This is a genomic window from Acinetobacter sp. FDAARGOS_515, assembly GCF_003938865.1.
In the GTDB taxonomy this organism is placed as follows: domain Bacteria; phylum Pseudomonadota; class Gammaproteobacteria; order Pseudomonadales; family Moraxellaceae; genus Acinetobacter; species Acinetobacter ursingii.
This window is the reverse complement of record NZ_RKIX01000003.1, coordinates 3,365,121-3,389,116: the sequence shown is the minus strand read 5'-3', so window position 1 is coordinate 3,389,116 and position 23,996 is coordinate 3,365,121. Positions and strand designations below refer to the sequence as shown.

The window sequence follows — 23,996 nt, the reverse complement described above, 5'->3', positions numbered from 1 at the left end:
CATTTTTATTTAAAACTGAGTAAAGTTCATTCTGCTTAATCCTAAAGTTCATGCTACAATAGCGCCCAATCTTAGCACGGCTTAAAAGCCCTAATTCATAGGACCCTCGCTAATGTTTGCCAACATTTCTCTTTCTGAATTTGATCCAGAATTGGCCAAAGCAATTGACGCTGAAGACGCGCGCCAAGAAGCGCATATTGAGCTGATTGCATCTGAAAACTATTGCTCTCCTGCGGTGATGGAAGCGCAAGGTTCAAAACTGACTAATAAATATGCAGAAGGTTATCCTGGCAAACGCTATTATGGCGGTTGCGAATATGTCGATGTGATTGAACAATTAGCCATTGACCGTGCTAAAGAACTTTTTGGTGCTGATTATGCCAATGTTCAGCCGCATGCAGGTTCACAGGCAAACTCTGCGGTATACTTAGCATTATTAAATGCAGGTGATACAGTATTGGGTATGAGCCTTGCACATGGCGGTCACTTGACTCACGGTGCAAAAGTAAACTTCTCTGGTAAAACTTATAATGCCATTCAGTACGGTTTAAATCCTGAAACTGGCGAGATTGATTACGAAGAAGTTGAACGTTTAGCTTTGGAACATAAACCACGCATGATCGTGGCAGGTTTTTCTGCATATAGCCGTGTGGTGGATTGGCAGCGTTTCCGTGATATCGCGGATAAAGTTGGTGCTTATTTGTTTGTTGATATGGCGCATGTTGCTGGTTTGGTTGCAGCAGGTGTTTATCCAAGTCCGGTTCAAATCGCAGACGTGACAACGACTACTACGCATAAGACACTTCGTGGCCCACGTTCTGGTCTAATCCTTGCTAAAGCAAACGAAGAAATTGAGAAAAAACTTCAATCTGCGGTGTTCCCAGGTAATCAGGGCGGTCCTTTGGTACATGCAATTGCAGCTAAAGCAGTTTGTTTTAAAGAAGCAATGGCCCCTGAATATAAAACGTATCAACAACAAGTGGTTAAAAATGCTCAAGCCATGGCTGAAGTATTAATTTCACGTGGTTATGATGTGGTTTCAGGCGGTACAGATAATCATTTATTCTTATTGTCTTTAATTAAACAAGACATTACAGGTAAAGATGCTGACGCATGGTTGGGCAACGCCAATATTACGGTCAATAAAAATGCAGTTCCAAACGATCCACGTTCTCCATTTGTGACTTCTGGTATTCGTATTGGTACTCCAGCAGTGACGACTCGCGGTTTTGGTGAAGCCGAAGTTCGTGATTTAGCGGGCTGGATTGCGGATGTATTAGATAGCAAAGGTGATGAAGGCGTCATCGCTGATGTTAAAGCAAAAGTTGAAGCAGTATGTGCAAAATTCCCTGTATATGCTAACTAAGCAAATTGCTTGAGAAGAAGCTCCCTCAAGGGAGCTTTTTTTATCTGTGAATATTTTAATCATCAGAACTAAACTCTGATATAACAATAAAATTATATTTAAGTCATTTGTTTTGAAAATTGATAGATTTAAGGAGTTTATAACATGTCTCAGCCTAATATTATTATTTCCTCGCAAGATCTACATCGTTTAGAAACGATGCTTGAACATCAAACGACTCAAAGCTCGACCATGCAGCATTTAGAAAATGAACTGGCGCGAGCAGAAGTGGTTGATCCTGAAAATATTCCAAAAAATGTGGTCACCATGAACTCCCGAGTGAGTATCACCATTGCACCTTCAACAGATTCTGTTGAGATTGTTTTAGTCTATCCACATGATTTTACAGGTGATAAAAGTCAGGTTAATATTTTGGCACCTGTGGGTGCGGCGATCTTGGGACTGACAGAAGGGCAGAGTATTGAATGGCCACAGCCTGATGGTCAATTGATGAAAATTAAAATTGAAAAAGTCATTTATCAGCCTGAATGAGAAGGAAAATATCTGTAATAGACTGCTTTCTCATGGTTTAAACTCTTTTTATTTTTCTCTCAATAGGGAGAAATAAAAAGGACTGATGAAAGACGTCTAATGTCTATTTGCAAAATGGTGAGATGAAAAATTTAAGATTTAACATAAAATCATCATGTTGATATAAAAAATAGACTTTGCACTATATCGATTTGTGCCTATGATGAATTGACAAAATATATTGGTTGATTATGACTCAATTTAATTTATTGATTCCGCTAGATCGGATTGAAGTTGATCCAAAAGCAATTTTGGCGATCAAACGCAATGATCTGGTGCCTTTACTGGATAATCAATATCAGCTCAATCATTATGCCGATCAGCTGATTCAATCGCAGTCGGTATTGCTCAATGGGGTTGATCCCAAGCTCAATCAAGAATTGAGCAAGGTCATTTCTCAATTGATTGAGAAGTTAGCGCAATCTAACAAAGTGCTCAAGAAACGTAAATTTAATGCATTACAAAAATGGTTAGGCATTGATATCGAATATGATCATGGGCAGTTGAATTACTTAAATGAATTGGAACGTCTGATTGACCAAGCCAGTTTTTTAAGTCAACGCTTGCAGATCGAAATTCAAAAATCACAGGCGCGTGTCCAACAGGTACTGGGTTTACGTGAACAGATGGCGAGATATATCGTTGCGGCTCAAGAATTTTTGCAGGAATATCCCGCTTTTATTCAGCAGCGACATCCGCTGGATAATTTTGCAGAACGATTATCTAAAAAAATAAACACCTTACACACTTTGCAAGCGAGTAATGATATCGCTATTACGCAAATGCAATTGGCCGAGCAACTTTCTTTTACCTTATTGGATCGTTTTAAGGAAGCGCAACAAGTCTTGATTCCTGCTTGGCAATATCACCTCAAACAGAGCATGCAAGGCAATTCAGTTGCAGAATTGCAAAAGCTGGATCATAGTCGTGAAATATTGATGAATACTTTAAAAAAATCATTAGAGAAAAATAGGGTGGAATAATGTCACAATCCGAATCTAACCATAAAAATGTACTGGTTGAACAATCTACAGAGCTTCAGCAGCAAGAGTTTGAGCGTTTAAACTTAAAAGAGCTAGGTTTACAGCCTGAAGATTTTGCTCAGGTGATGGATGCACATCAGACATTGACTGATATGACGCACAGTAGTGTTTCTGAATATGGTAAGGATATTGCGACCAAGACTTCAACCTACACCGATGAACTCCTGAATCTGGTTCAAAATAAAGATCTGGATACGACAGGACAAAAGTTAAATGAAGTAGTTCAAGTTGCCCAGCAACTCAATACATCGAGCATCTTGAATAAACCGAAAGGCTCATCAATTCCGATTTTAGGCGGTTTGTTGAATAAAATTAAAGGTGCCAAACAAAGCTTTGATCAACATTTTAATACCACGAAAGAACAAATTGATGCTTTGGTCAAAGAAATTGAGCAATCACAAAACGGACTAAAATCCCGTGTGAATACTTTGGATAAAATGTTTGATGCGGTGCAAGACGAATATAAACAACTTGGTGTTCATGTTGCTGCGGGTAAGATCAAACAGCAGGAAATTCAGCAACAGATTGCTCAATTAAATCAGCAAGAACAGAATCAACAAATGACTCAGCAGATCTATGATCTGAACCACCTTGCGAATAATTTAGAAAAACGGGTCAGTGATTTACAAGTTCTACAGCAGTCTGCCATGCAAACTTTGCCAATGATTCGTATTATTCAGTCCAATAATTTAATGTTGGTGGATAAATTTTATGCGATTAAAAATATCACTTTACCTGCATGGAAAAATCAAATCAGTCTGGCGATTTCTTTACAGGAACAAAAAAACAGTGTGCAATTGGCAAAGAGTATTGATGATGCAACCAATGATTTATTGCGTCGAAATGCTGATTTATTACATCAAAATTCAGTTGATACAGCTAAAGCCAATCAACGTTCGGTGATTGATATTGAAACCCTTGAACATGTGCAAAATACCCTCATTAAAACGGTTAACGATGTGATTCAAATTCAAAAAGAAGGTATGCAAAAGCGCGATGAAGCGGCAACGAGATTACGTACACTTCAGCAAAATTTAAATCAACTGGTCATTGAGTCGAGTCATGATGCTTCTTCAAAGTAGTAAATAAATTGGTACTTCTTAAGTCTAACAGTATGAGGAGAGTAGGTTGCCACCCATCGAAAATGCTCCGATGAATATTCAGTCGATACAGTCTCGATTGACCCAACTCAAAAAGCGTCAACATCGTGTGATGCTGTTGAGTCTAACGGTAACAGGGATTTTTATCATTGCGTTGGTTGCATCATTTACTCAACAGGCGTTGGTCTATAGTTTTTTTGATTTGAGCCAACAAGTCGAGCAATTGCATATTCCTGTGGCGATGGCTGATCAGTTATTGTTGGATCAACAGTCTGATTATTTTAGCAATCTATTGTCATGGTTCGGCTGGCTGTTTTTAAAAATTTTCACTGCATTTTTTGGTGCTTTTATTTTTGTCCGAATTTTAAAAAAATTTAAATTTTTTCAGTTACGTTTTCGTTCACTGATTTTACGCTTTGTGGCGTGGTTAATTGGATTTATTCTCATCTGGTCAGGTTTGACTTACTGGCAATATGACCGTACTAGTGATCAAGCCAAAGCTTATGCTGAATTGGTGGCTTATGATCAAAGTATTCAGCAAAGCCAAATCGCGCATGAGTTGAAAAATGTGGATACACCTGATGCAGTGAAAGATTATCTTTTAGCGCAAACCGCTTTATTACACCGACCAGTGGATAAAGAGACAGCATTACCTTATGTTTCACATTTGATCCGTGAAGAACGTCAGGATCCGCATTTTATGGAATATGGCTTTAAACCTGAACAGCTTTGGATCATGCAGCAGCAACTTTATGGGAAAGCAGTCACGCCATTGGCACAAAGTGTTCAAAAACAAGCGGATCAAGCACAACAACTTTCTGAAATTGTGAAATTCTTATGTTGGGGAATCAGTTTATTGGCTGCACTTATTGCAATGATGACCTATGCTTTAGCCTTAAATCTTAAGAATCGAGCAGATCGGATTGAGCAAAAAAGTAAATAATGATTTTATGTTCGGTAAAACCGATTAAAATCATAAAAACATACTGTTTCACCTATTTAAAGTTTTATCGTAATATTCTCAACAAGTTAAAAATTTTCTCCTTTGGAGCTTTACAATGTTAGATCAAAATATCAAAACTCAGTTAAAAGCCTATTTAGAACGTTTAGAAAGTCCTATCGAATTGGTCGCTGCTCTGGATGATTCAGACAAAGCTGCCAAGATCAAAGAATTAGTCACTGAAATTGCGGAACTCTCTGATCAAGTCACGGCTCGCTTTGATGGTCAAAATACACGCCGTCCAAGTTTTGGTATTGCCAAAGTCGGTGAACAACCACGGGTATTCTTTGCGGGCTTACCGATGGGTCATGAGTTTACTTCATTGATCTTAGCTTTGTTACAAACTTCAGGTTATGCACCGAAAGTCTCTGATGAGGTGCTCAACCAGATTAAAGGTTTGAATCTTAAAGCAGACTTTGATGTATTTGTGTCTTTAAGCTGTCACAACTGTCCAGATGTGGTTCAGGCACTGAATCTAATTGCGATTTATAACCCAAATACCACTGCGACCATGATTGATGGTGCCTTCTTCCAGGATGAAGTGGAACAACGCAAAATCATGGCTGTTCCGATGGTATTCCAAGATGGCAATCATATTGGCCAAGGTCGTATGACCTTAGAAGAAATTGTGGCAAAACTGGACAGTGGTGCTGCTGAAAAAGATGCAGCGGCAATTAATGCCAAACAGGCTTTTGATGTATTAGTGGTGGGTGCGGGTCCTGCGGGTGGTACTGCGGCGATTTATGCAGCCCGTAAAGGCATTCGTACAGGCATGATCGCAGAGCGTTTTGGTGGTCAGGTCATGGATACCATGGACATTGAAAACTTTACTTCTGTACAAAAAACTGTAGGTCCACAGTTTGCTGCGGATATGGAAAAACATGTACGTGAGTACGATGTGGACATTATGAATCTGCAACGTGTCAGTAAAATTGTCGGTGCAGATCAAACTGCTTCAGGTCTGGTGGAAGTTGAATTGGAAAATGGTGCCAAAGTTGAATCAAAAACCGTGATTTTATCGACAGGTGCGCGCTGGAGAAAAATGGGCGTTCCGGGTGAACAGGAATATGCGACTCGTGGTGTAGCGTATTGTCCACACTGTGATGGTCCATTGTTTAAAGGCAAAAAAGTTGCGGTGATTGGTGGTGGTAACTCGGGTGTTGAAGCGGCAATTGATTTGGCAGGTATTGTGGAGCATGTGACTTTGGTTGAATTTGATACCAAACTTCGTGCCGACCAAGTGTTACAGGACAAACTAAACAGTTTGCCGAATGCGACCGTCATCACCCATGCACTTTCAACTGAAGTCGTCGGTGATGGTGCTCAGGTGACCGCTTTGAAATATAAAGACCGTGCTACAGAGACAGAACACAGCATTGAACTGTCAGGAATTTTTGTACAGATTGGTTTATTGCCAAACACAGATTTCTTGAAAGGATCAGTCGAGTTAAGTCCACGCGGTGAGATTATTATCAACGAGCGTAACGAAACCAATGTAGCAGGTGTATTTGCTGCTGGTGACTGTACCACTGTGCCGTATAAGCAGATCATTATTGCCACAGGTGAAGGGGCGAAAGCATCTCTGTCAGCGTTTGATTATATTATTCGAAATAGTTAAACGCGCCTTTTTAAATCATGGAAAGCAGAGCAGTTTCGACTGTTTTGCTTTCTCATTTAACGGCTTGTCAATTTAAAGGCATTCATATTTAAGAGCTTTCAGATTTAATTTAAAATTCATTTTATACGAACTTGATCTTCTAACAGTCAAGTTCCTTTTTTTATTTTTCAATTAATTCGAAACTATATTGAGTTGTTTAAACTTATCCATGAGTTGCGTTTCATCTTCAATATGTGCAGGATCCACTATGATGCAGTTGATCGGACAAACCGCAATACAAGTGGGTTCGAGGTAAAACCCGACACATTCTGTACAGCGATTTGCATCAATTTCATAGACCTTTTTTCCTTCAAAAATTGCAGTGTTTGGACATTCTGGCAAACACATATCGCAATTAATGCATTCAGATGTGATCAATAAAGCCATTATTACTCCGCAGCATATGCCAAAGCAGAAGATGAAATCTGTTCTGTGGCATGTGGTAGGTTTCGAATCAGGAGTGCATATTTGATATCAATACTCGGATCTAATGGAATTTCAACCACATGTCCCGAGCCTTTGGCACTCTCGATTTGCTGACCTTTATTGTCCAAAATTTCACTGAGGACAAAACTTATGTTTCCTTGTGGGGTCATGAGCTCTAATGCATCTCCGACATCAAAACGGTTTTTGACATCGATCTTGATATAATTGCCATTACGTTCCAGAACTTCACCACAAAATTGCTGATAATCAAAATGTGAAGAACCATCAGCATAATTTTGATAATCGCTATGCACATGACGACGCAAGAAGCCTTCGGTGTAGCCACGATTTGCTAAACCTTCGAGCAGTTTCATCAAACTTGGATCAAAAGGTTTGCCCGCCAACGCATCATCAATGGCTTTACGATAAATCTGTGCTGTACGCGCACAATAAAAATAAGATTTAGTGCGGCCTTCAATTTTTAAGGAGTGAATACCCATCTGACTTAAACGCTCTACATGCTGTACCGCACGTAGATCTTTCGAGTTCATAAAATAAGTGCCGTGTTCATCTTCCTCAGCAGCAAACATTTCCTCATCATTGCGTTGTACCAAAACAGGTTGCGTGAACGGAGTTTGATCATCTTTCGGACGACAGCAACTGTGTGTGGAGGCGAGTTGCTGGGTAGGAATCACATCTCCAGTTTCATTTTCCATGGCATCATGAATTTTATATTCCCAACGACAGGCATTGGTACACGCGCCCTGATTGGCATCACGTTTATTCATATAACCCGAAAGCAAACAACGGCCCGAATAAGCCATGCATAACGCGCCATGTACAAACACTTCGAGTTCAATATCTGGAACATGCTTTTGTATTTCCGCAATTTCCTCAATCGAAAGTTCGCGTGACAGAATGACACGAGTAAGACCGTAATCTTTCCAGAATTTTACCGTTGCCCAATTGATGGCATTGGCTTGTACCGATAAATGAATAGGCATCTGTGGAAAATGCTCACGAACCAACATGATTAAACCTGCATCAGACATAATCAGTGCGTCTGGTTGCATTTTGATAATAGGCTCTAAATCGGCGATAAAATTTTTGAGTTTACTATTGTGTGGCTGAATATTGACCACCACATAAAACTTTTTGCCTAAAGCATGTGCTTCATGAATTCCAATGGCCAAGTTGTCATGATCAAATTCATTATTACGAACACGTAAACTATAGCGCGGTTGACCTGCGTAAACTGCATCTGCCCCATAGGCAAAAGCATAACGCATATTTTTTAGTGATCCAGCGGGAGAGAGCAACTCAGTTTTCATGGCAATTGAAAAGGCATAGTAAATATAAGTGATTATTTTAAAATTACTCAGTGTTTTGCTCAACCTAGCAAATTAGTCAGGATTAATCGTTCTAAAAATGCATCTGATTGTTCTGTTTTTATTATTGTTGTTGCATTGGTAAGCTTATTAAATATTAGACAATGATTGAATAAAACCTGAGGGAATATCCATGAAAATTGCAAATCATCGACAGCCTGTATTTTTTATCTCGCACGGTGGTGGACCATGGCCGTGGATGCCTGATTATCTGAATACGGTTTATGCCAATCTGGCCCAATCACTGGGTGATTTGTTAGATTCTGTGGTAGTACGACCTAAAGCCATTTTGATGATTTCTGCGCATTGGGAGGCGGCAGAATTTACGGTTCAGACGGCATCGCAACCCGATATGATTTATGATTATGGTGGTTTTCCTGCACATACCTATCAGGTACGTTATGAATCATCTGGATCACCAGAACTGGCTGAACGTGTTGTGGAATTGCTAGAACAAGCGAATATTCCAGTGGTGACCGATGCACAACGTGGCTACGATCACGGCATGTTTTCGCCAATGCAGATCATCAACCCTGCTGCGGATATTCCAGTGGTACAGTTGTCTTTGAAAAAAGGGCTAAATCCGCAACAACATATCGAGATGGGACGTGCTTTAGCGCAGTTACGTGATGAAAATGTGTTGATTGTGGCAAGTGGACTCAGCTATCACAACTTGCGTATGTTCAATGCTCATGCGGCAGAGCCTTCACGTGCCTTTGATCAGTGGTTGTTTGAAACAGTGGTTGAGCATCAGGGCAATGCACGTAATGCATTATTGAACGATTGGGAACATGCTCCTGCGGCGCGCGTTGCGCATCCTCGTGAGGAGCATTTATTGCCATTGATGGTGGCTGTAGGTGCCGCAGAGCAGGAATTAGCTACACGTAATTATCATGAAGAGCAATTTATGGGCGGCTTGTCGGTTTCCAATTTTGCTTTTGGTGAGCTTAAATCATAGATTCAGTGTATTGATCTAGTCTTGAATTTTATCAGCATAGTTAAATTGGTTAGAAGCGATCTGGAGAATTCAACAGATCGCTTTTTTTGTTCGTCTTATCATTATTTTATTTTTTGGTTGATGATTCATGTAATAACTAAAATAAATTGATATTTCTTTACAAAATTAAGCTTAAATTAAGTTTTTATCATTCTTTTTTGACATTGCCATCAGTTGATAGCCACACTAATTCTAGACTGCTGGCTATGTCATCAAATGCAAAATTATTAATCTAAATAATGGTTTTCATTTTTAATTTCGTGAGAATAAGGAGTGATCTATGGCTGCTACAAATGGAATGTTAGATCCAGACGATTCAGTTATTTTACTGATCGATCATCAAAGTGGTTTATTCAATACAGTAAGAGATGTTCCGGTCCCAGACTTACGCAATTACGTCATTGCCATTGCAAAAGCTGCATCCTTATTAAATATCCCTGTTATTACAACGGCGTCTGTACCTGATGGACCAAATGGGCCATTAATTCCAGAAATACATCATTATGCTCCTCATGCCGTCTATGTTCCACGTACAGGGCAAATTAATACATGGGACAACCCATTATTTGTAGATGAAGTTAAAAAGACTGGCAGAAAAACGCTGATTATTGCAGGTACGCTTACCAGCGTATGTTTGGCTTTTCCGGCAGTTAGTGCGCGTCAGGAAGGATATAATGTTTATTGTGTGATTGATGCTTCAGGTAACTGGAGTAAATTAGCAACTGACACAACAATTGCACGTGTGACTCAGGCTGGTGCAATTCCAACAGATACCTTTGCGATTGTGGCCGAGTTAATGCGTACATGGAATCGACCTGAAGGCTCTCGTTTTGCTGGAATTCTTGCTGATCATGTATGCCCAGAATACAAGTGCTTAATGGAAAGCTTTGATAAAGCACAAGCGGTTGTTCGCGATGGTCCAGAAACCAACTTGGATAAATATCAATAAGATAAATTAATTTTATTTGATTATAAATATAGAATCATGAACCCAAATTCTTGTTAAGAATTTGGGTTTTTTATTTAATATTGAATAGTCTTGATATCACCTTACAGACAAAATTGTTTTGATCTGGAAAAACAGCAATAATTTTGGTGGTGGATGCAGCAACTTTTTTGGTACTTTCATCGAATTAAAGAGTGGATCAAGCTTTCTGGTGATTTTCATATTTGTTTATGTGAAGCCAATCATAATCCGATCGTGACAGGATATTTGCAAACTTTAATTGCTAGAACTTCCTTGTTAATCGGGATGTATGAAACCAAACCAAATCAGTGTTCCGTTGAAGAACATGAGGCAATTTTGCAGGCGATTGAGCAAGGTGATGAGCAAAAAGCCATTCAATTGATGGAAGCACATTTAGGTGAATATGCGCGGAGCTTTTTAGATGAACAGCCAGATACCAAGTCGCCAAATCTAGTGGATATCTTTCAAAATAAAAAGCTCCAAAAATAATGAATATAAAAAACCGAGAAATTTTTCTCGGTTTTTTGGGTCATGAAGGCAGATTATTTTTCAACGAATGCACGTTCAATTACGTAATCGCCTAAAACGCCCATACGCGGAGATTCTTTAAGACCTGCTTTGTCTAAAAGTGCAGCTACATCAGTTAAGAAATGTGGGCTACCACAAAGCATCGCACGGTCAGTTTCTGGGTTAAATGGTGGTAAACCAATTTTTTCAAATAATGCGCCCGTTTCAATGGCAGTGGTGACACGACCTTCATTTTCAAATGGTTCACGCGTCACAGTTGGGTAGTAGATCAATTTGTTTTTGATGTCTAATTCTTCAAACCATTCATTATTTGGTAATTCATTCAAAATTAGATCTTGGTAAGCCAATTCACTAATCCAGCGTGTACCATGAACCAAAATCACTTTTTCAAATTTTTCATAAGTTTCAGGATCACGAATTAACGATAAGAATGGTGCAAGACCTGTACCTGAAGAAAGGAAATACAGGTTTTTACCTGGATTAATATCATCATGTACCAAAGTACCTGTCGGCTTTTTAGAAATCAAAATTTCATCGCCAACTTGCACTTTTTGTAAAATCGAAGTGAGTGGACCGTCTTGAACCTTAATTGAGAAAAACTCAAGTTCTTCTTCATAATTAGCACTGGCAATTGAGTAGGCACGCATTAATGGTTTGCCATTGACCTCAAGCCCGATCATGACGAACTGACCATTTTTAAAACGCAGTGCGGTGTCGCGTGTGGTTTTAAAACTAAAAAGAGTGTCATTCCAGTGGTGAACATGGGTGATGCGTTCAACGTTAAAAGCAGCCATTAAAGGTCTCAATCACGATCAAAAGAAAACAGGTTGCTATTCTAATCTAAAATCATTCTCGATAAACTGAATATATTTAATTGTGTTTATAAGAAAAAGTGATGATGAATTCTGTAAATTTGCCAATCATCGGCAGCATGCATTCGCCTTACCTTGAAAAGTTTGGTATTCCGCGCCAGCCTAATCTGGTGCAGGTCGAATCGTATATTGAAATGTATGAACCCTATAATGATCCATTGGCATTTGAAGGTATCGAGGAATTTAGTCATTTATGGCTGATTTGGCAGTTTCATGACAATAAACATCAGCAGGAGTTTGAAAAATTTCGTCCGCAAGTCCGCCCACCACGTTTGGGTGGTAATAAAAAAATTGGGGTGTTTGCGACCCGTAGTATGTATCGACCTGCGCCGATTGGGTTATCTGTGGTGCAATTTAAATCAATTGAAAAAATAGGCAAAACACTTCGTATTTATGTGACAGGCAGTGATTTACTGAATGAAACGCCTATTTTAGATATCAAACCTTATATTGAATATTCTGACGCCATCGAAAATGCGCAAAGTGGCTATGCACAGCATGAACCCGCGAGAAAAAAAGTCATGTGGACAACGGATGCTGATGCGCTACGAAAAAAATATTTAGATGAGAAAAAACTGACGGTTCAGATTGTGGATGAGCTTGAACAAGTATTGTCTCTTGACCCACGACCTGCGTATCAGGATGATCCTGATCGGATTTATAAAATAAAATTTGCTCAGTTTGATGTCAGTTTCAGGGTGAATGAAAAACACATTGAGATTGTTGATTTTACTGAATGAGCAGCATTATTTTAGTCTGCTTTACACTGTTGCTTATGGATATACATTTGCTCATCAGCGTGTTTACATGCGTCTTCCAACCCCTGACTTGGATGGCGCATTGCATAACCAATCGCAGCACTGATTTTAGCATCTGCCAAATGTTCCAGTAAGCGTTGTTTTAATTGTTCCAGATGATCATGGTCATGACCCAGTATCAGGATTCCAAATTCATCGCCGCCTAAACGTGCCAGTAAATCTTCCTGACGTAGTGAATTTCTTAAAATAAAAGCAGCTTGTTCAATAAAACGATCGCCCTCGGCATGTCCTTGTTGATCATTGATTGCTTTTAAGCCGTTCAAATCAATCATGAAAACAGCAGCAGGATGTCCATAGGTTTTACAACGTTCTTCTTCTGTACAAATGAATTGATTCCAGCCGCGGCGGTTATAGACACCCGTCATGGCATCAATAACGGCTTCGTTTTGCAGGCGTTCATGTAAACGAATTTGTTCATTTTCGCGGATTTCACGCTGCAAAATATGGCTGAGTAAATTACCAAATAATTCAACCAAACCACCATCTTCAATAATTTTTTCTGACTTGGGCTCTGGATCAATCGCGCACAAAGTGCCAAATAGACTGCCATCTTCTTTAACCAGAGGTTGTCCGATATAGGCCTTAATATTGACTTGTTGGGCAATGGGTGCAGAAGCGTAAAGTGGAACATCTTCAGAACGTGGCGCAATCCGTGGTGCGTGTCCTTGTACCATATGTGAGCAAAACGAATCTGCCCAGTTAAAAACTCGGCCAGGTTTAACATCATAACCATGATCTTCTGCCTGTAATACGATCCAGTCATTGCCTTCTACACGTGTGATCATCCATAAATCAAAGCCAAATTTTTGACGTAAAAAATGCAGTACTGCTTGTCCTGCGTCATGAAAGTTTTTAAATGCAATTGAACTCATTTAGCCGCCTATGATCTGGATATTTTATTGGTGCTTTTTATGGCACTTTAAAACAATTTTGGGCGGCTGCATATCCCTAATTTAAAGACTAAAAAATACATTGCAAATGAACTCTGCTATATTGTGTAGAGTGTTCGGGGTATAACAATGAAGTTTAATTTTGAAATAGATACGGTTTGGTGTTTAGAACAATTATTAAAAGATGGGCGCATCACTGAGCGTGATAAATTATTGATTCAAACCACACATCGTCAGAAAGATCAGTTGAAATGGCACCCGATTCAATGGATTGCCCAATTCAATCTTAAAGACCAACAATCACCAGATAAAGTATTAAACAGCACGCGTTTAAGTCAATGGCTTGCGGAAAAATCAGGGCTGGCATTTTATGTGATTGATCCACTAAAAGCTGATGTTGGTAAATTAACCTCGGTGATGTCACAAGAGTTTGCTTTACGCAATAAAATTTTAGCCGTAGGCATTACAGCAGATTCAGTTTTAATTGGGACAGACCAACCGTTTATGACAGACTGGTTGGTCAATCTTGAGCGTAGCTTGAGTCCGAAAAAAATTGAACGGGTGATTTTGAATCCTGAACAGTTACATCGTTATCTGGTTGAATATTATCAGGTCAGTCGCGCGGTCAATTCATCGCAAAATTCGGGTAGTTATGATCGGGAAAATAAAGGCGTCGAAGCACTTTTACAATTAGGCGATACCCAAACCCCTGATGCTAATGATCAACACATCGTTAAGCTAGTTGATTGGGTGTTGCAATTTGCTTTTGAACAGGGTGCAAGTGATATCCACCTTGAACCACGTAAGGATACAGGCAAGGTTCGTTTCCGTATTGATGGTGTTTTGCACACCATTTATAACATGCCTGCAAATACTCTAACTGCGGTGATTGCGCGGATTAAAATTTTGGGACGACTCAATGTTGCAGAAAAGCGTAAACCACAGGATGGACGATTAAAAACCCGAACGCCAAAAGGACAAGAAACAGAATTACGTCTTTCGACTTTGCCGACTGCGTTTGGTGAAAAAATGGTGATGCGTATTTTTGATCCAGAAGTTTTGGTGCGTAGTTTCCAACAACTTGGATTTGAAGGACGTTTACTCAATGACTGGAATACACTCACTCAGCATAGTCACGGCATTATTTTAGTTACGGGACCGACAGGTTCAGGTAAAACCACGACACTTTACTCATCATTAAAACAATTGGCAACTGAACAGGTCAATGTCTGTACCATTGAAGACCCGATTGAAATGTTGGAACCCAGTTTTAATCAGATGCAGGTCAACCCTGCCATTGAACTTGGTTTTGCCGATGGTGTCCGAGCTTTAATGCGTCAGGATCCCGATATCATCATGGTGGGTGAGGTACGTGATCAGGATACCGCCAATATGGCGATACAAGCAGCATTAACAGGTCATTTGGTACTTTCTACCTTACATACCAATGATGCACCATCAAGTTTAACCCGATTACATGATCTTGGTGTCCAGCCATTTCTGACGGCCGCAACCATTTTGGGTGTATTGGCACAACGTCTAGTACGAAAGTTATGCCCGCATTGCAAAGTGCAAACCCAGATTAATGAACAGGAATGGGAACACCTGACTTTTGATTACATTATGGATATGCCTGAAACTGTCTATTGTGCAGTGGGCTGTGAAGCATGTCGTAACACGGGTTACAAAGGACGTGTTGGTATTTATGAATTTATGCCTGTAAGCACTGAAGTTAAACATTTAATTAGTGCCCATGCGACCTTAAATGAATTACGTGCCCAAACTAAAAAAGAAGGTGTAGAACCATTGCGGATTGCAGGTGCGCGTAAAGTGATTGAAGGCGTTACCACGTTAGAAGAGGTTTTGCGTGTTGTTCCACTTAGCTAAATAGCCTAAGCGCAAATTTTCCTAAGATTCACCTCATCTTGTTTGTTTAATTTACGCATATTGAATGAATCAACTCGATACACCGACACCAATGAGGTCATTAAAATGAATATGATGCGTAATATCTTATTAGCTGCAACTTTAGCAACCACGGGTTATGTATCTGCACAGACACCTGTTAATCAGTCTGCTCTAGCGCCAACAAAAGTGACAAGTGTGAAGCAAGCTTTGACCATGAAAGATGATGCGCCTGTAATGCTTAAAGGGCAGGTGGTTAAATCTTTGGGAGATGAAAAATATCAATTCCGAGATACCACTGGTACGATTACAGTCGATATCGATGATGAATTATGGCAAGGTCGTGCAATTTCTCCCACTACGACCGTCACTTTGATCGGTGAAGTTGATATTGACCGTATCCCAACTAAACGTGTTGAAATTGATGTGGATAGCGTTCAATTTTAACAGTAAACCCTAAATGTTCTCCTCCAGAGAAACCGCATGTCTGATTTTGGATTTGCGGTTTTTTTACTTTATAGTGAAAAACAGATCTATTTAATCATAAAGCACTTGAGATCGCACATGCGCATATTAATAGCTGAAGATGATTGTTCCCAAGCCGAAAGTATCAAATCATGGCTCGAAATGGATGGCTATCGTGTGGATTGGGTTGAACGTGGCGATTATGCGATTGCCGCCATTGAACAACACCAGTACGACTGTATTTTGCTAGATCGAGGTTTACCTAAAGTGACAGGGGATGATGTATTAGTGGCTTTACGCAAACATCAGCCGATCACGCCCGTTATTTTTATCACTGCCAAAGATACGATTGAAGATCGAGTGACAGGGTTGGATTTAGGGGCAAATGACTATCTGGTTAAGCCTTTTAGTCTGGATGAACTTTCTGCCCGCGTACGCGCCCAGTTGCGTTCTCAGCAACGTGCCAATAGCCATATTTTAGAATGGAAACAACTTAAACTGGATACCCATGCCAAAACGGTATTGCTAGATCAGCACATGGTGGATTTAACCGCAAAAGAATTCCAGATTTTATATAAATTAATGCAATACCCAGAACGGATTGTAAGGCGTGAACAACTTGAAGAATCGCTTTATGCATGGGGCGAGGAAATCGAAAGTAACGCGATTGAAGTCTATATTTATCAGTTGCGTAAAAAAATCGGTGCAACTTTGATTAAAACCATTCGTGGTTTGGGCTATCGAATGGGTGAGTAAATAATGAATCGACCCGTGTCTTTGTCATTACAGTCGAAACTGATCAGAACAACGCTATGGAGTGGCGTGATTGCAGGCGTAATTGCTTTTATGTTGCTGGTGTTTTTGACCTGTTATCACACCATGAAAGTACAAGATGAAATCATGGATGAAGTTTCAGATATGTTACTGCTTTCTGATGTGCATTTACCTTCAGGTCAGCAATTGGATGAATTAAGTGATGAGTTCGATCTGCAATATGTCTTGTACTGGAATCATCAACTGCTCAGCCAATCCGCAGATCATGATGCTATACCTCTAAATTTAGACGTTGGAACAGATTTTTCCTTGCGATGGAAAGATGGACAGCTTTGGCGTATTTATCGGCAGGATAAAGCTGAAACAGGACTCATATCTATTGTGATTCAGCCTTTATCGGCACGCTTTGATGAACTATGGCAAAGCTTGATCTGGTACTTGGTGATTCTGATCATTTTATGGTTATTACAATGGGGACTGATGCGTTGGGGGATTCGCCGTGATCTGGCCAGTTTACGAAATTTATCTCAATCTATAGAACACAAATCGGCGCAGGATTTACAACCCATTGTCACGGCACACATGCCTACAGAAATTCAACCTGTAATCAACTCTTTAAATCATCTCCTGCATCGACTGGATCGAGCCTTACTGGCCGAACAGGCATTTACTGCGGATGCTTCACACGAATTACGTTCTCCTTTATCTGCCATACAAATGCGTCTGCAATTGATTCAGCGAAAATATCATGATATTCCACAGCTTAAACAGGATTTAAGCCAAATTCAAAATGATGTCAATCGTAGTACGCAGGTTTTGGAAAATTTATTACTTTTAGCCCGGTTGGATCCTGCCCATGAACAACAACTCGCAAAAACGCGGTTATCTCTAGATGAAATTATAATAGAAGTTATCGCCGCATTGTCTTTGTTTGCAGAGGATAAAGGCGTTCAAGTTATTTGCGATTTTAATGCAACACAAACGTATATCAATGCCAATCATGAACTGGTTTTTACCTGTATCCGTAACCTGCTGGATAATGCCATTCGTTATTCACCTAGCGATTCTCAAGTCCATATTCAACTTGAAAATATACCACCACAGCGCATTCGTTTAAGCATTCACAATCATGGCGAGAAAATGGATCAGCAAATTTTTGAACGTTTGGGGCAACGTTTTTTTAGAGGTTTGGGAACAGGGCAACGCGGTTCGGGATTAGGGCTTTCCATCACGCGAAAGATTGTAATGCTGCACCACGCACAATTGGAGTTTCATGTCGTTGAGCAGGGTGGTTTAACGGTAGAACTTGTGTTTACTTTGGCAGAAGATTTAGATCTTTCTTAAAGTGGGAGATGCTGTTTTAAAAAGCATTGAGTAGGTAATATTTAGACTATTCACAAAGAAAAACAGTATGGCTCAAGCCATACTGTTTATATATTTTATTTGCCCACGAGTGTTATTATTTTAGACGGTTTTTCTAATTATTTGGTTAGAATCAAACGGTTGTTACGGGTTAAGCGTAAGCGGTATTCTTCACCGGCATGCATAATGCGAATTTCACGACCTAGGGCAAATAGATTGTTTGAATGCAACATTGGCAAAGATTGAGCTGTTTCGTTGCTACGAGTAAATAGGTTAAAAGGTGCGTTCATTTGTTGTGCTCCGTGGTGTTTTAGCTAACGATTTAAATGATAATCATTATCGAATAGGCCTGTCAATCAAAAAATGAATATTTTATAAAAAATAAAATTTGCTTACACTTGGGTAAAATTGAGGAAGATCTAAACGCTATGTCAAAACCTGTGATCGATATTGCTATTGGGCTGTTATTACATCGCGGAAAAGTATTAGTAGGCTGGCGCCAAGCAAAGCAACATCAAGGCAATAAATATGAATTTCCAGGTGGCAAGGTAGAATCAGGAGAAAGCCCTGAAGAGGCGTGTCGCCGTGAGATTTATGAGGAAGTGGGTATTGGATTATCACAATGGTATGCGTTTGATCGTATTCAACATGAATATGACGATATTGTGGTCAATCTTCATCTGTTTTATGCCTATGTCCCTGACGACTTAATGCAGCTGATTCAGCAGCCGTGGACGTGGTATGCACGTGAGCAACTCACGCAGCTCAATTTCCCCAAAGCCAATGATTCGATTATTCGGCGTTTAGTTTGGCCGCATTACATAAAAATTAGTCATCAATTATCCGACTTTCGACCAGAGGCAAATTCACTTTTTTATTGGAGGGTAGAACCAGATCAGTTTTTAGCTGAAGATTTACATCGATACTCATCAGAAGATTTACAAAAACTGATAATCAATATTGAGCATTTTCAAAAAATGCCCAGCGATTTAACACCCTCGATAAAGACTTTGCATCTTAAGCAACATCAATTGATGCAACTGCGAAAAGGGGATTTACAACAAAGTAAGCGTTATATCGCTGCCTGTCATGATCTGGTTGCCTTACAACATGCCGAGCAAATTGGCTGCGATGCGGTGTTGATCAGTCCAATCCAGAACACACAAACCCATCCAGAGCGTAAAGCTTTAGGATGGGAAACTTTAGCGCAATGGACACAACACACTCATATTTTAGTTTTTGCACTGGGAGGGTTACATCCTGATGATTTTGTCAAAGCACAGCAGCATGGTGCTTACGGAATTGCAGGTATTCGTAATTTTTAAATTAATATAAAATTTCAGATGTTTGCAACATCTACGACAAGCCTTAAAGTGAATTTAAGGCTTGTTGAGCTTGCTGTACGGTTTGTGCATGATTTTGCTTTTGCCCAGCGACTAAAATAGCCTGCCAAAGTTGTTTTTTCATTGGCGCAGATTGAGCATAACTTAAACCGCGTCGTGCCAGTGATTCTGCTGAACTGTATTGTCTTTTTTGATTGGCGACTAAAGCCAGATACATAAAGGTTTCTGCCGCTTGTGGCGCTAAACGCTGAGCCTGTAGAGCAAACCGTTCAGCATCGTCCCATTTTTGCTGACGATATGCCATCTGAGTCTGTTGTATCAGATTTTTAAAAGCAGGAAGAGATCGTCCATCATTAAATTGCTGTTTTGCCTTTTGTTCAGGAACGACAACACGTACTGGTTTACGTTTGATTTCTTCCTGTTCATAGGGTGTGATTTTAACCCCATCAGGTGTTTCTACCGTTTTCTTGGTAGGTTCAGCAGGCTTTTGTGGTGCTTTTTTCTGTTCTTCATGTAAAGGGAATGTTGAACATCCCACAAAAGCAGCCATTGTTAATACTAAAAAACCTTGCTTCCACATACGTTTTAAATCTCTTTTACCAACCGTGATCATTAGTTTGAATAACTACCACTGGAAATGACGCGATTATTGGACAGATCATTTTGCATTTGATCTTCGCTGTCACGAATATAGTTGTCCATGCTATCGTTCGCAGGGGCACTTGTATCACCGTTTTCCGTATCAGAATTGTAAGTTGGCTCAACCTGATAATGTGGTAAGCCACACACAGTTGCCTGACGCGGGACATTGTTACGCATGAGTGGGATGTACATCGCACCTTCGCAGCCCTGAGCGGATAAATGACCTGTAGCAGAGTCAATCCATTGCCATTGCACATCATCTGTTTGACGTAAGTTAACGGGCTGTTGACGCAATTGTTTCATGACATTGGTCCAGACAGGTAATGCACCTGATGAACCTGTTAAACCCGTGATTTTATTGTCATCCAGACCCAACCATACGACAGCCAGATAATTGCCAGAATAACCTGCAAACCATGAGTCACGTGTATCGTTGGTCGTTCCTGATTTACCCGCAAGATTCAGATCAGGAGATAAAGTATTGTAAGCGGCTTTACCTGTACCTGAACGCATGACTTGTTGCAGGCCATAATTCAAAATGTAGGCAGCAGATGGATCAATGGTTTGTTGAACATTTAAGCCAAAACGTTCTAATACATGACCATTGGCATCAACCACAGAACGAATCGCACGAGTCGGGTATTTAAAACCGCCTGTTGCGAAGTTTCCATAGATACTGAGCATTTCCATAGGCGACATATTCACCGCACCTAAAAATGCAGATGGATAGTTTGGAATATCTGATGTGACGCCAAATTTTTTCAGGTTATTGCTAAAAGTGGATAAACCAAATTCCTGACCTAAACGCACGGCTGAAAGGTTATATGAGTGTGCCAATGCTTGTTGCAATGTAACGACACCATGCTCACCGCCACTATAGTTCTTAGGTGTCCAGCTCTTATCGCCGCCTACTGGGATATTGACCGCCGCATCTTGAATTTGACTCGCCCAGTTATAACGTCCAGACTCAATTGCACTTAAATAAATGACAGGTTTAAGTAATGAACCGACTTGACGTTTAGCATCTACTGTACGATTAAATCCTGTAAAGTCCTGAGTCGAACCAACAGCAGCAATCAACTCTCCATTTTCTGGATGTTGAACCAATACAGCACCTTGTAAATCTTTAAGACGAGCTGGATTACGATTTGCAATTTGTTCTACAGTCGATTTAAAGGCATTTTGAATACGAGTTTGAGCAATTGGATCAAGTGTTGTGAAAATACGTAATCCCTGATTGGTTAGGTCATTTTCCTGATATTCAGAACGGAGTTGGCGACGAACAATGTCGAGAAAATCTGGGAATTTCGCTGGCCCAAGACTTGGTTTAGCCACCACGCCTAAAGGACGTGCACTTTCTTTATCATATTGATCCTGAGTTAAGTAACCCATCACTAACATATTATTTAGCACGATATTACGACGTTTAAGTGCCGCTTCAGGATTACGCCACGGATTATATAACGAAGGTCCTTGTACCAAACCCACCAGATAAGCTTGCTGCGCGATGTTTAATTCACGTAGCGGTAGACCAAAATAAAACTGTGAAGCCAAACCATAGCCATTAATAGAATAGCTGCCATTTTGCCCGAGATTGACTTCGTTTAAATAGGCTTCCAGAATTTCATCTTTACTGTAATGTAGCTCTAACAACATGGCCATAAACGCTTCATTGGCTTTACGTTTGAGTGTGCGTTCTGGACTCAAATAGAAGTTTTTGACTAATTGCTGTGTCAAGGTCGAACCACCCTGACGTCGACCACCTGTGACATTACTCACCAAGGCACGTGCAGTTCCACGTATAGAAATACCATGATGACTATAAAAGTTACGATCTTCTGTTGCGACCAGCGCTTCAATCAAGGTTTTTGGCACTTTGTCGAGTTTAATCAGGACACGATCTTCATTGTGCTGCGGATAAATGCCGCCAATCAAGAGCGGTTCAAGTCTAGCAATGCCTGTTGAAGATGGCTTGGTGGCGCGAATATCTGAAATTTGATCATTGGCAAAAGACACCTGCAAAACTTGTTCAGGTTCAGTGCTATCACCAAAGTCAAAACCACGTGTATGCACATACATGGTATTGCCCTGAACCACGTAACTCCCAGATTTAGTGTAATTTTGGGTGCTTTTATAGCCAAGTAATCCTAGCTCTTGACTAAAGTCAGTCTGAGTCACAGGTGCATTGGTATAAAGTTCCAGAGGGCGTGCAAAAACCTTTGCGGGGATGTCCCAGCGTTTACCTTCAAATTTCTCGCGAATAATATTATCCAGTCGAATTAAATAAATACTAAATGCAAGAAAACCGCCAATAATGATCACTGAAAAAATAAGCGCAAAAAAGCCGATGCCACGTTCAAACTTCATAAATCTGTCATAAAAGCCAACAAAGTGTGCTAATCATGCGATAGCTTTTATACATTTTGCAATGATAAATCTGTGAACAAGCTAAAAAACTCATTTTTTCTGCTAAAGCTTCAAATTCTTTAGATATTATTGATTGATAATCAACATTTTTATAGAGATAGATGGGGTAGATTGATTCGAGACGATTTTAGAATTACTGTGTTATATTAGTCGCACAAATCGCATATGATATGTTGATCTTAGGGTTCATCGTGATTTTGCGATGGATGAGCCTCATGTATATGATGCTTCACAGACCAACCCTATACTGGCTTTAACTTATAGGCATCCAATGCAGTCTGCAAATCTTTCAGCCAAATCTTTTCGTAATATCGGTTTAATCGGCCGTCCTGATAAATCATCAGTCGTTGAAACATTAAGTCTGATTCACGACCATCTTTTGCATTTGGGATTACATCCTGTTTTTGATCAGGAAACGGCAGCACTTGTACCTGACAATAACACGCAAAGCGTAAGTCGTAGTTTATTGGGTGAAGTGGTCGATCTCGTGATTGTGGTGGGTGGTGATGGTTCACTGTTGCATGCTGCACGTGCATTGGTTCGACATAATACCCCTGTAATCGGGGTCAACCGTGGTCGCTTGGGATTTTTAACCGACATTAAACCGTCTGAGGTGATCTTTAAACTTGATCAGGTATTACAGGGACATTTTCAATTAGATCGACGTTTTTTACTGGAAATGGAAGTCCGTTCCAAAGGTGAAACTATTTATGATGCGATTGCGCTCAATGATGTGGTTTTACACTCTGGCCGCTCCGTACATATGATTGATTTTGAGCTGAATATTGATGGTCAGTATGTTTATCGTCAACATAGTGATGGTCTGATTGTATCGACACCAACAGGCTCAACCGCGTATGCACTGTCAGGTGGTGGTCCTATTTTGCATCCGGGTATGGATGCGATTGCACTTGTCCCGATGCATCCACATACTTTATCTTCACGTCCAATCGTGGTCAGTGGACACAGTGAAATAAAACTCACGATTCGCGAAAATCGTGTTCTCCCGATGGTGAGTGCTGATGGACAAAACAGTATTTCCTTGAATGTCGGGGATACAGTGCATATCCGAAAGCATCCATTTAAGTTAAACTTATTACATCCACCCGGTTATGACTTTTATATGGCTTGCCGTACAAAGCTTGGCTGGAATCAGGATTTTGACTCATTTCAACAGCAGGATGACGCATGAATATTGAACAAATGCTTGCCGTTTTAGATCCAGATATCGTGGAGCGTTTAAAAACGGCAGTGGAAATTGGCAAATGGCCAAATGGTGTTGCACTGACTCAAGAACAACGCCAAATTTGTATGCAAGCGGTCATTGCGTGGGAACATCAGAATGTCCCTGAAAAAGAGCGTACAGGTTATATTGATAAAGGTAAAAAGGAAGAAGGTGAGGAGTGTGATTCACACCTACCAGAACCTGAATTTAAACCGATCCGTTTTATTTAAA

Annotated in this window: 23 protein-coding genes and 1 pseudogene; 17 read left to right on the top strand and 7 right to left on the bottom strand. The window is 40.1% G+C overall.

Translation table 11 applies throughout. The features are described from left to right. Positions 1–112 precede the first annotated feature (112 nt). From glyA to ahpF, 6 genes are all read left to right on the top strand, one after another. Entirely contained in the window at positions 113–1,366 is a 1,254-nt protein-coding gene (gene glyA, locus EGS47_RS17785; protein WP_005003708.1) for a serine hydroxymethyltransferase, read from the top strand. A gap of 144 nt (positions 1,367–1,510) precedes the next feature. Continuing rightward, the gene (gene rnk / locus EGS47_RS17780; RefSeq protein ID WP_005003710.1) at positions 1,511–1,897 is read left to right on the top strand and encodes a nucleoside diphosphate kinase regulator; all 387 of its coding nucleotides are present in this window, start codon (positions 1,511–1,513) and stop codon (positions 1,895–1,897) included. Between the two features lie 230 nt (positions 1,898–2,127). Continuing rightward, entirely contained in the window at positions 2,128–2,919 is a 792-nt protein-coding gene (locus EGS47_RS17775) for a tellurium resistance protein (protein ID WP_119686397.1), read from the top strand. After that, positions 2,919–4,061 (top strand): toxic anion resistance protein, encoded by a 1,143-nt coding sequence (locus EGS47_RS17770; protein WP_119686396.1) that lies wholly within the window; start codon positions 2,919–2,921, stop codon positions 4,059–4,061. The genes EGS47_RS17775 and EGS47_RS17770 overlap by 1 nt, the downstream gene beginning before the upstream one ends. A 46-nt stretch (positions 4,062–4,107) precedes the next feature. Beyond that, entirely contained in the window at positions 4,108–5,022 is a 915-nt protein-coding gene (locus tag EGS47_RS17765) for a hypothetical protein (RefSeq protein ID WP_049175055.1), read from the top strand. A 115-nt stretch (positions 5,023–5,137) separates the two neighbouring features. Then, positions 5,138–6,697 carry an alkyl hydroperoxide reductase subunit F gene (gene ahpF, locus EGS47_RS17760; protein WP_005004919.1) on the top strand — a complete coding sequence of 520 codons (1,560 nt, stop codon included), beginning with the start codon at positions 5,138–5,140 and terminating at the stop codon, positions 6,695–6,697. A gap of 171 nt (positions 6,698–6,868) precedes the next feature. Here the strand turns inward: ahpF and EGS47_RS17755 are convergent, their stop codons facing one another. After that, positions 6,869–7,123 carry a YfhL family 4Fe-4S dicluster ferredoxin gene (locus EGS47_RS17755; RefSeq protein WP_119687012.1) on the bottom strand — a complete coding sequence of 85 codons (255 nt, stop codon included), beginning with the start codon at positions 7,121–7,123 and terminating at the stop codon, positions 6,869–6,871. Between the two features lie 2 nt (positions 7,124–7,125). Further along, positions 7,126–8,493, bottom strand: a complete 1,368-nt coding sequence (gene yegQ, locus EGS47_RS17750; protein ID WP_044435382.1) for a tRNA 5-hydroxyuridine modification protein YegQ — start codon at positions 8,491–8,493, stop codon at positions 7,126–7,128. A 190-nt stretch (positions 8,494–8,683) separates the two neighbouring features. Here yegQ and EGS47_RS17745 point away from each other — a divergent pair, with 190 nt between their 5' ends. The 3 genes and pseudogenes from EGS47_RS17745 to EGS47_RS17735 all read left to right on the top strand — a co-directional run. Then, a complete protein-coding gene (locus tag EGS47_RS17745; protein WP_049175615.1) occupies positions 8,684–9,508 on the top strand; it encodes a DODA-type extradiol aromatic ring-opening family dioxygenase in 825 nt (274 codons plus the stop codon). A 319-nt stretch (positions 9,509–9,827) separates the two neighbouring features. Next, positions 9,828–10,496, top strand: coding sequence for an isochorismatase family protein (locus EGS47_RS17740; RefSeq protein ID WP_004989775.1), 669 nt, complete (start codon positions 9,828–9,830; stop codon positions 10,494–10,496). Between the two features lie 189 nt (positions 10,497–10,685). Continuing rightward, positions 10,686–11,003, top strand: a pseudogene (locus EGS47_RS17735) (GntR family transcriptional regulator); the annotation flags it as partial. A 53-nt stretch (positions 11,004–11,056) separates the two neighbouring features. On the opposite strand, the gene EGS47_RS17730 reads toward EGS47_RS17735, so the two are convergent. Further along, a complete protein-coding gene (locus EGS47_RS17730) occupies positions 11,057–11,836 on the bottom strand; it encodes a ferredoxin--NADP reductase (protein ID WP_004989772.1) in 780 nt (259 codons plus the stop codon). 104 nt (positions 11,837–11,940) lie between these two features. On the opposite strand from EGS47_RS17730, the gene tsaA reads away from it, so the two are divergent. Then, complete coding sequence (gene tsaA, locus EGS47_RS17725) at positions 11,941–12,654, top strand: tRNA (N6-threonylcarbamoyladenosine(37)-N6)-methyltransferase TrmO (RefSeq protein ID WP_119687013.1); 714 nt, start codon at positions 11,941–11,943, stop codon at positions 12,652–12,654. Between the two features lie 11 nt (positions 12,655–12,665). Here the strand turns inward: tsaA and EGS47_RS17720 are convergent, their stop codons facing one another. After that, positions 12,666–13,604 carry a sensor domain-containing diguanylate cyclase gene (locus EGS47_RS17720; protein WP_125269851.1) on the bottom strand — a complete coding sequence of 313 codons (939 nt, stop codon included), beginning with the start codon at positions 13,602–13,604 and terminating at the stop codon, positions 12,666–12,668. Positions 13,605–13,751: 147 nt separating this feature from the next. Here EGS47_RS17720 and EGS47_RS17715 point away from each other — a divergent pair, with 147 nt between their 5' ends. The 4 genes from EGS47_RS17715 (at position 13,752) to EGS47_RS17700 (ending at position 18,110) form a co-directional block, all read left to right on the top strand. After that, positions 13,752–15,509 (top strand): GspE/PulE family protein, encoded by a 1,758-nt coding sequence (locus EGS47_RS17715; RefSeq protein WP_044435375.1) that lies wholly within the window; start codon positions 13,752–13,754, stop codon positions 15,507–15,509. A 105-nt stretch (positions 15,510–15,614) separates the two neighbouring features. Next, a complete protein-coding gene (locus EGS47_RS17710; protein ID WP_005003738.1) occupies positions 15,615–15,974 on the top strand; it encodes a NirD/YgiW/YdeI family stress tolerance protein in 360 nt (119 codons plus the stop codon). A 117-nt stretch (positions 15,975–16,091) separates the two neighbouring features. Then, positions 16,092–16,748 carry a response regulator transcription factor gene (locus EGS47_RS17705; RefSeq protein ID WP_119687011.1) on the top strand — a complete coding sequence of 219 codons (657 nt, stop codon included), beginning with the start codon at positions 16,092–16,094 and terminating at the stop codon, positions 16,746–16,748. Positions 16,749–16,751: 3 nt separating this feature from the next. Continuing rightward, on the top strand, positions 16,752–18,110 hold the full coding sequence (locus tag EGS47_RS17700; RefSeq protein ID WP_119687010.1) for an ATP-binding protein: 1,359 nt from the start codon (positions 16,752–16,754) through the stop codon (positions 18,108–18,110). Positions 18,111–18,247: 137 nt separating this feature from the next. Here EGS47_RS17700 and hemP read toward each other — a convergent pair whose 3' ends face one another. Further along, a complete protein-coding gene (hemP, locus tag EGS47_RS17695; RefSeq protein WP_004989761.1) occupies positions 18,248–18,418 on the bottom strand; it encodes a hemin uptake protein HemP in 171 nt (56 codons plus the stop codon). A 138-nt stretch (positions 18,419–18,556) separates the two neighbouring features. On the opposite strand from hemP, the gene EGS47_RS17690 reads away from it, so the two are divergent. Beyond that, complete coding sequence (locus EGS47_RS17690) at positions 18,557–19,453, top strand: NUDIX domain-containing protein (protein ID WP_005003743.1); 897 nt, start codon at positions 18,557–18,559, stop codon at positions 19,451–19,453. Between the two features lie 43 nt (positions 19,454–19,496). Here EGS47_RS17690 and EGS47_RS17685 read toward each other — a convergent pair whose 3' ends face one another. Continuing rightward, positions 19,497–20,051, bottom strand: coding sequence for a tetratricopeptide repeat protein (locus tag EGS47_RS17685; protein WP_035272275.1), 555 nt, complete (start codon positions 20,049–20,051; stop codon positions 19,497–19,499). A gap of 32 nt (positions 20,052–20,083) precedes the next feature. Then, entirely contained in the window at positions 20,084–22,480 is a 2,397-nt protein-coding gene (gene mrcB / locus EGS47_RS17680) for a penicillin-binding protein 1B (protein WP_004989756.1), read from the bottom strand. Positions 22,481–22,811: 331 nt separating this feature from the next. Here mrcB and EGS47_RS17675 point away from each other — a divergent pair, with 331 nt between their 5' ends. Together EGS47_RS17675 and EGS47_RS17670 are read left to right on the top strand one after the other, a co-directional pair. Then, complete coding sequence (locus EGS47_RS17675) at positions 22,812–23,732, top strand: NAD(+) kinase (protein WP_004989753.1); 921 nt, start codon at positions 22,812–22,814, stop codon at positions 23,730–23,732. Continuing rightward, entirely contained in the window at positions 23,729–23,995 is a 267-nt protein-coding gene (locus tag EGS47_RS17670; protein WP_005003745.1) for a YeaC family protein, read from the top strand. Before EGS47_RS17675 ends, EGS47_RS17670 begins: the two co-directional genes overlap by 4 nt. Position 23,996 lies beyond the last annotated feature (1 nt).

Coding starts and splice junctions, on each gene's coding strand:
- hemP (WP_004989761.1), bottom strand. CDS start 18,418: ATGAACGCACCTTTTAACCTATTTACTCGTAGCAACGAAACAGCTCAA.
- EGS47_RS17675 (WP_004989753.1), top strand. CDS start 22,812: ATGCAGTCTGCAAATCTTTCAGCCAAATCTTTTCGTAATATCGGTTTA.
- ahpF (WP_005004919.1), top strand. CDS start 5,138: ATGTTAGATCAAAATATCAAAACTCAGTTAAAAGCCTATTTAGAACGT.
- EGS47_RS17690 (WP_005003743.1), top strand. CDS start 18,557: ATGTCAAAACCTGTGATCGATATTGCTATTGGGCTGTTATTACATCGC.
- EGS47_RS17685 (WP_035272275.1), bottom strand. CDS start 20,051: ATGTGGAAGCAAGGTTTTTTAGTATTAACAATGGCTGCTTTTGTGGGA.
- EGS47_RS17745 (WP_049175615.1), top strand. CDS start 8,684: ATGAAAATTGCAAATCATCGACAGCCTGTATTTTTTATCTCGCACGGT.
- mrcB (WP_004989756.1), bottom strand. CDS start 22,480: ATGAAGTTTGAACGTGGCATCGGCTTTTTTGCGCTTATTTTTTCAGTG.
- tsaA (WP_119687013.1), top strand. CDS start 11,941: ATGAATTCTGTAAATTTGCCAATCATCGGCAGCATGCATTCGCCTTAC.
- EGS47_RS17755 (WP_119687012.1), bottom strand. CDS start 7,123: ATGGCTTTATTGATCACATCTGAATGCATTAATTGCGATATGTGTTTG.
- EGS47_RS17710 (WP_005003738.1), top strand. CDS start 15,615: ATGAATATGATGCGTAATATCTTATTAGCTGCAACTTTAGCAACCACG.
- EGS47_RS17740 (WP_004989775.1), top strand. CDS start 9,828: ATGGCTGCTACAAATGGAATGTTAGATCCAGACGATTCAGTTATTTTA.
- EGS47_RS17730 (WP_004989772.1), bottom strand. CDS start 11,836: ATGGCTGCTTTTAACGTTGAACGCATCACCCATGTTCACCACTGGAAT.
- EGS47_RS17770 (WP_119686396.1), top strand. CDS start 2,919: ATGTCACAATCCGAATCTAACCATAAAAATGTACTGGTTGAACAATCT.
- yegQ (WP_044435382.1), bottom strand. CDS start 8,493: ATGAAAACTGAGTTGCTCTCTCCCGCTGGATCACTAAAAAATATGCGT.
- EGS47_RS17700 (WP_119687010.1), top strand. CDS start 16,752: ATGAATCGACCCGTGTCTTTGTCATTACAGTCGAAACTGATCAGAACA.
- EGS47_RS17720 (WP_125269851.1), bottom strand. CDS start 13,604: ATGAGTTCAATTGCATTTAAAAACTTTCATGACGCAGGACAAGCAGTA.
- EGS47_RS17775 (WP_119686397.1), top strand. CDS start 2,128: ATGACTCAATTTAATTTATTGATTCCGCTAGATCGGATTGAAGTTGAT.
- EGS47_RS17705 (WP_119687011.1), top strand. CDS start 16,092: ATGCGCATATTAATAGCTGAAGATGATTGTTCCCAAGCCGAAAGTATC.
- EGS47_RS17670 (WP_005003745.1), top strand. CDS start 23,729: ATGAATATTGAACAAATGCTTGCCGTTTTAGATCCAGATATCGTGGAG.
- glyA (WP_005003708.1), top strand. CDS start 113: ATGTTTGCCAACATTTCTCTTTCTGAATTTGATCCAGAATTGGCCAAA.
- EGS47_RS17715 (WP_044435375.1), top strand. CDS start 13,752: ATGAAGTTTAATTTTGAAATAGATACGGTTTGGTGTTTAGAACAATTA.
- rnk (WP_005003710.1), top strand. CDS start 1,511: ATGTCTCAGCCTAATATTATTATTTCCTCGCAAGATCTACATCGTTTA.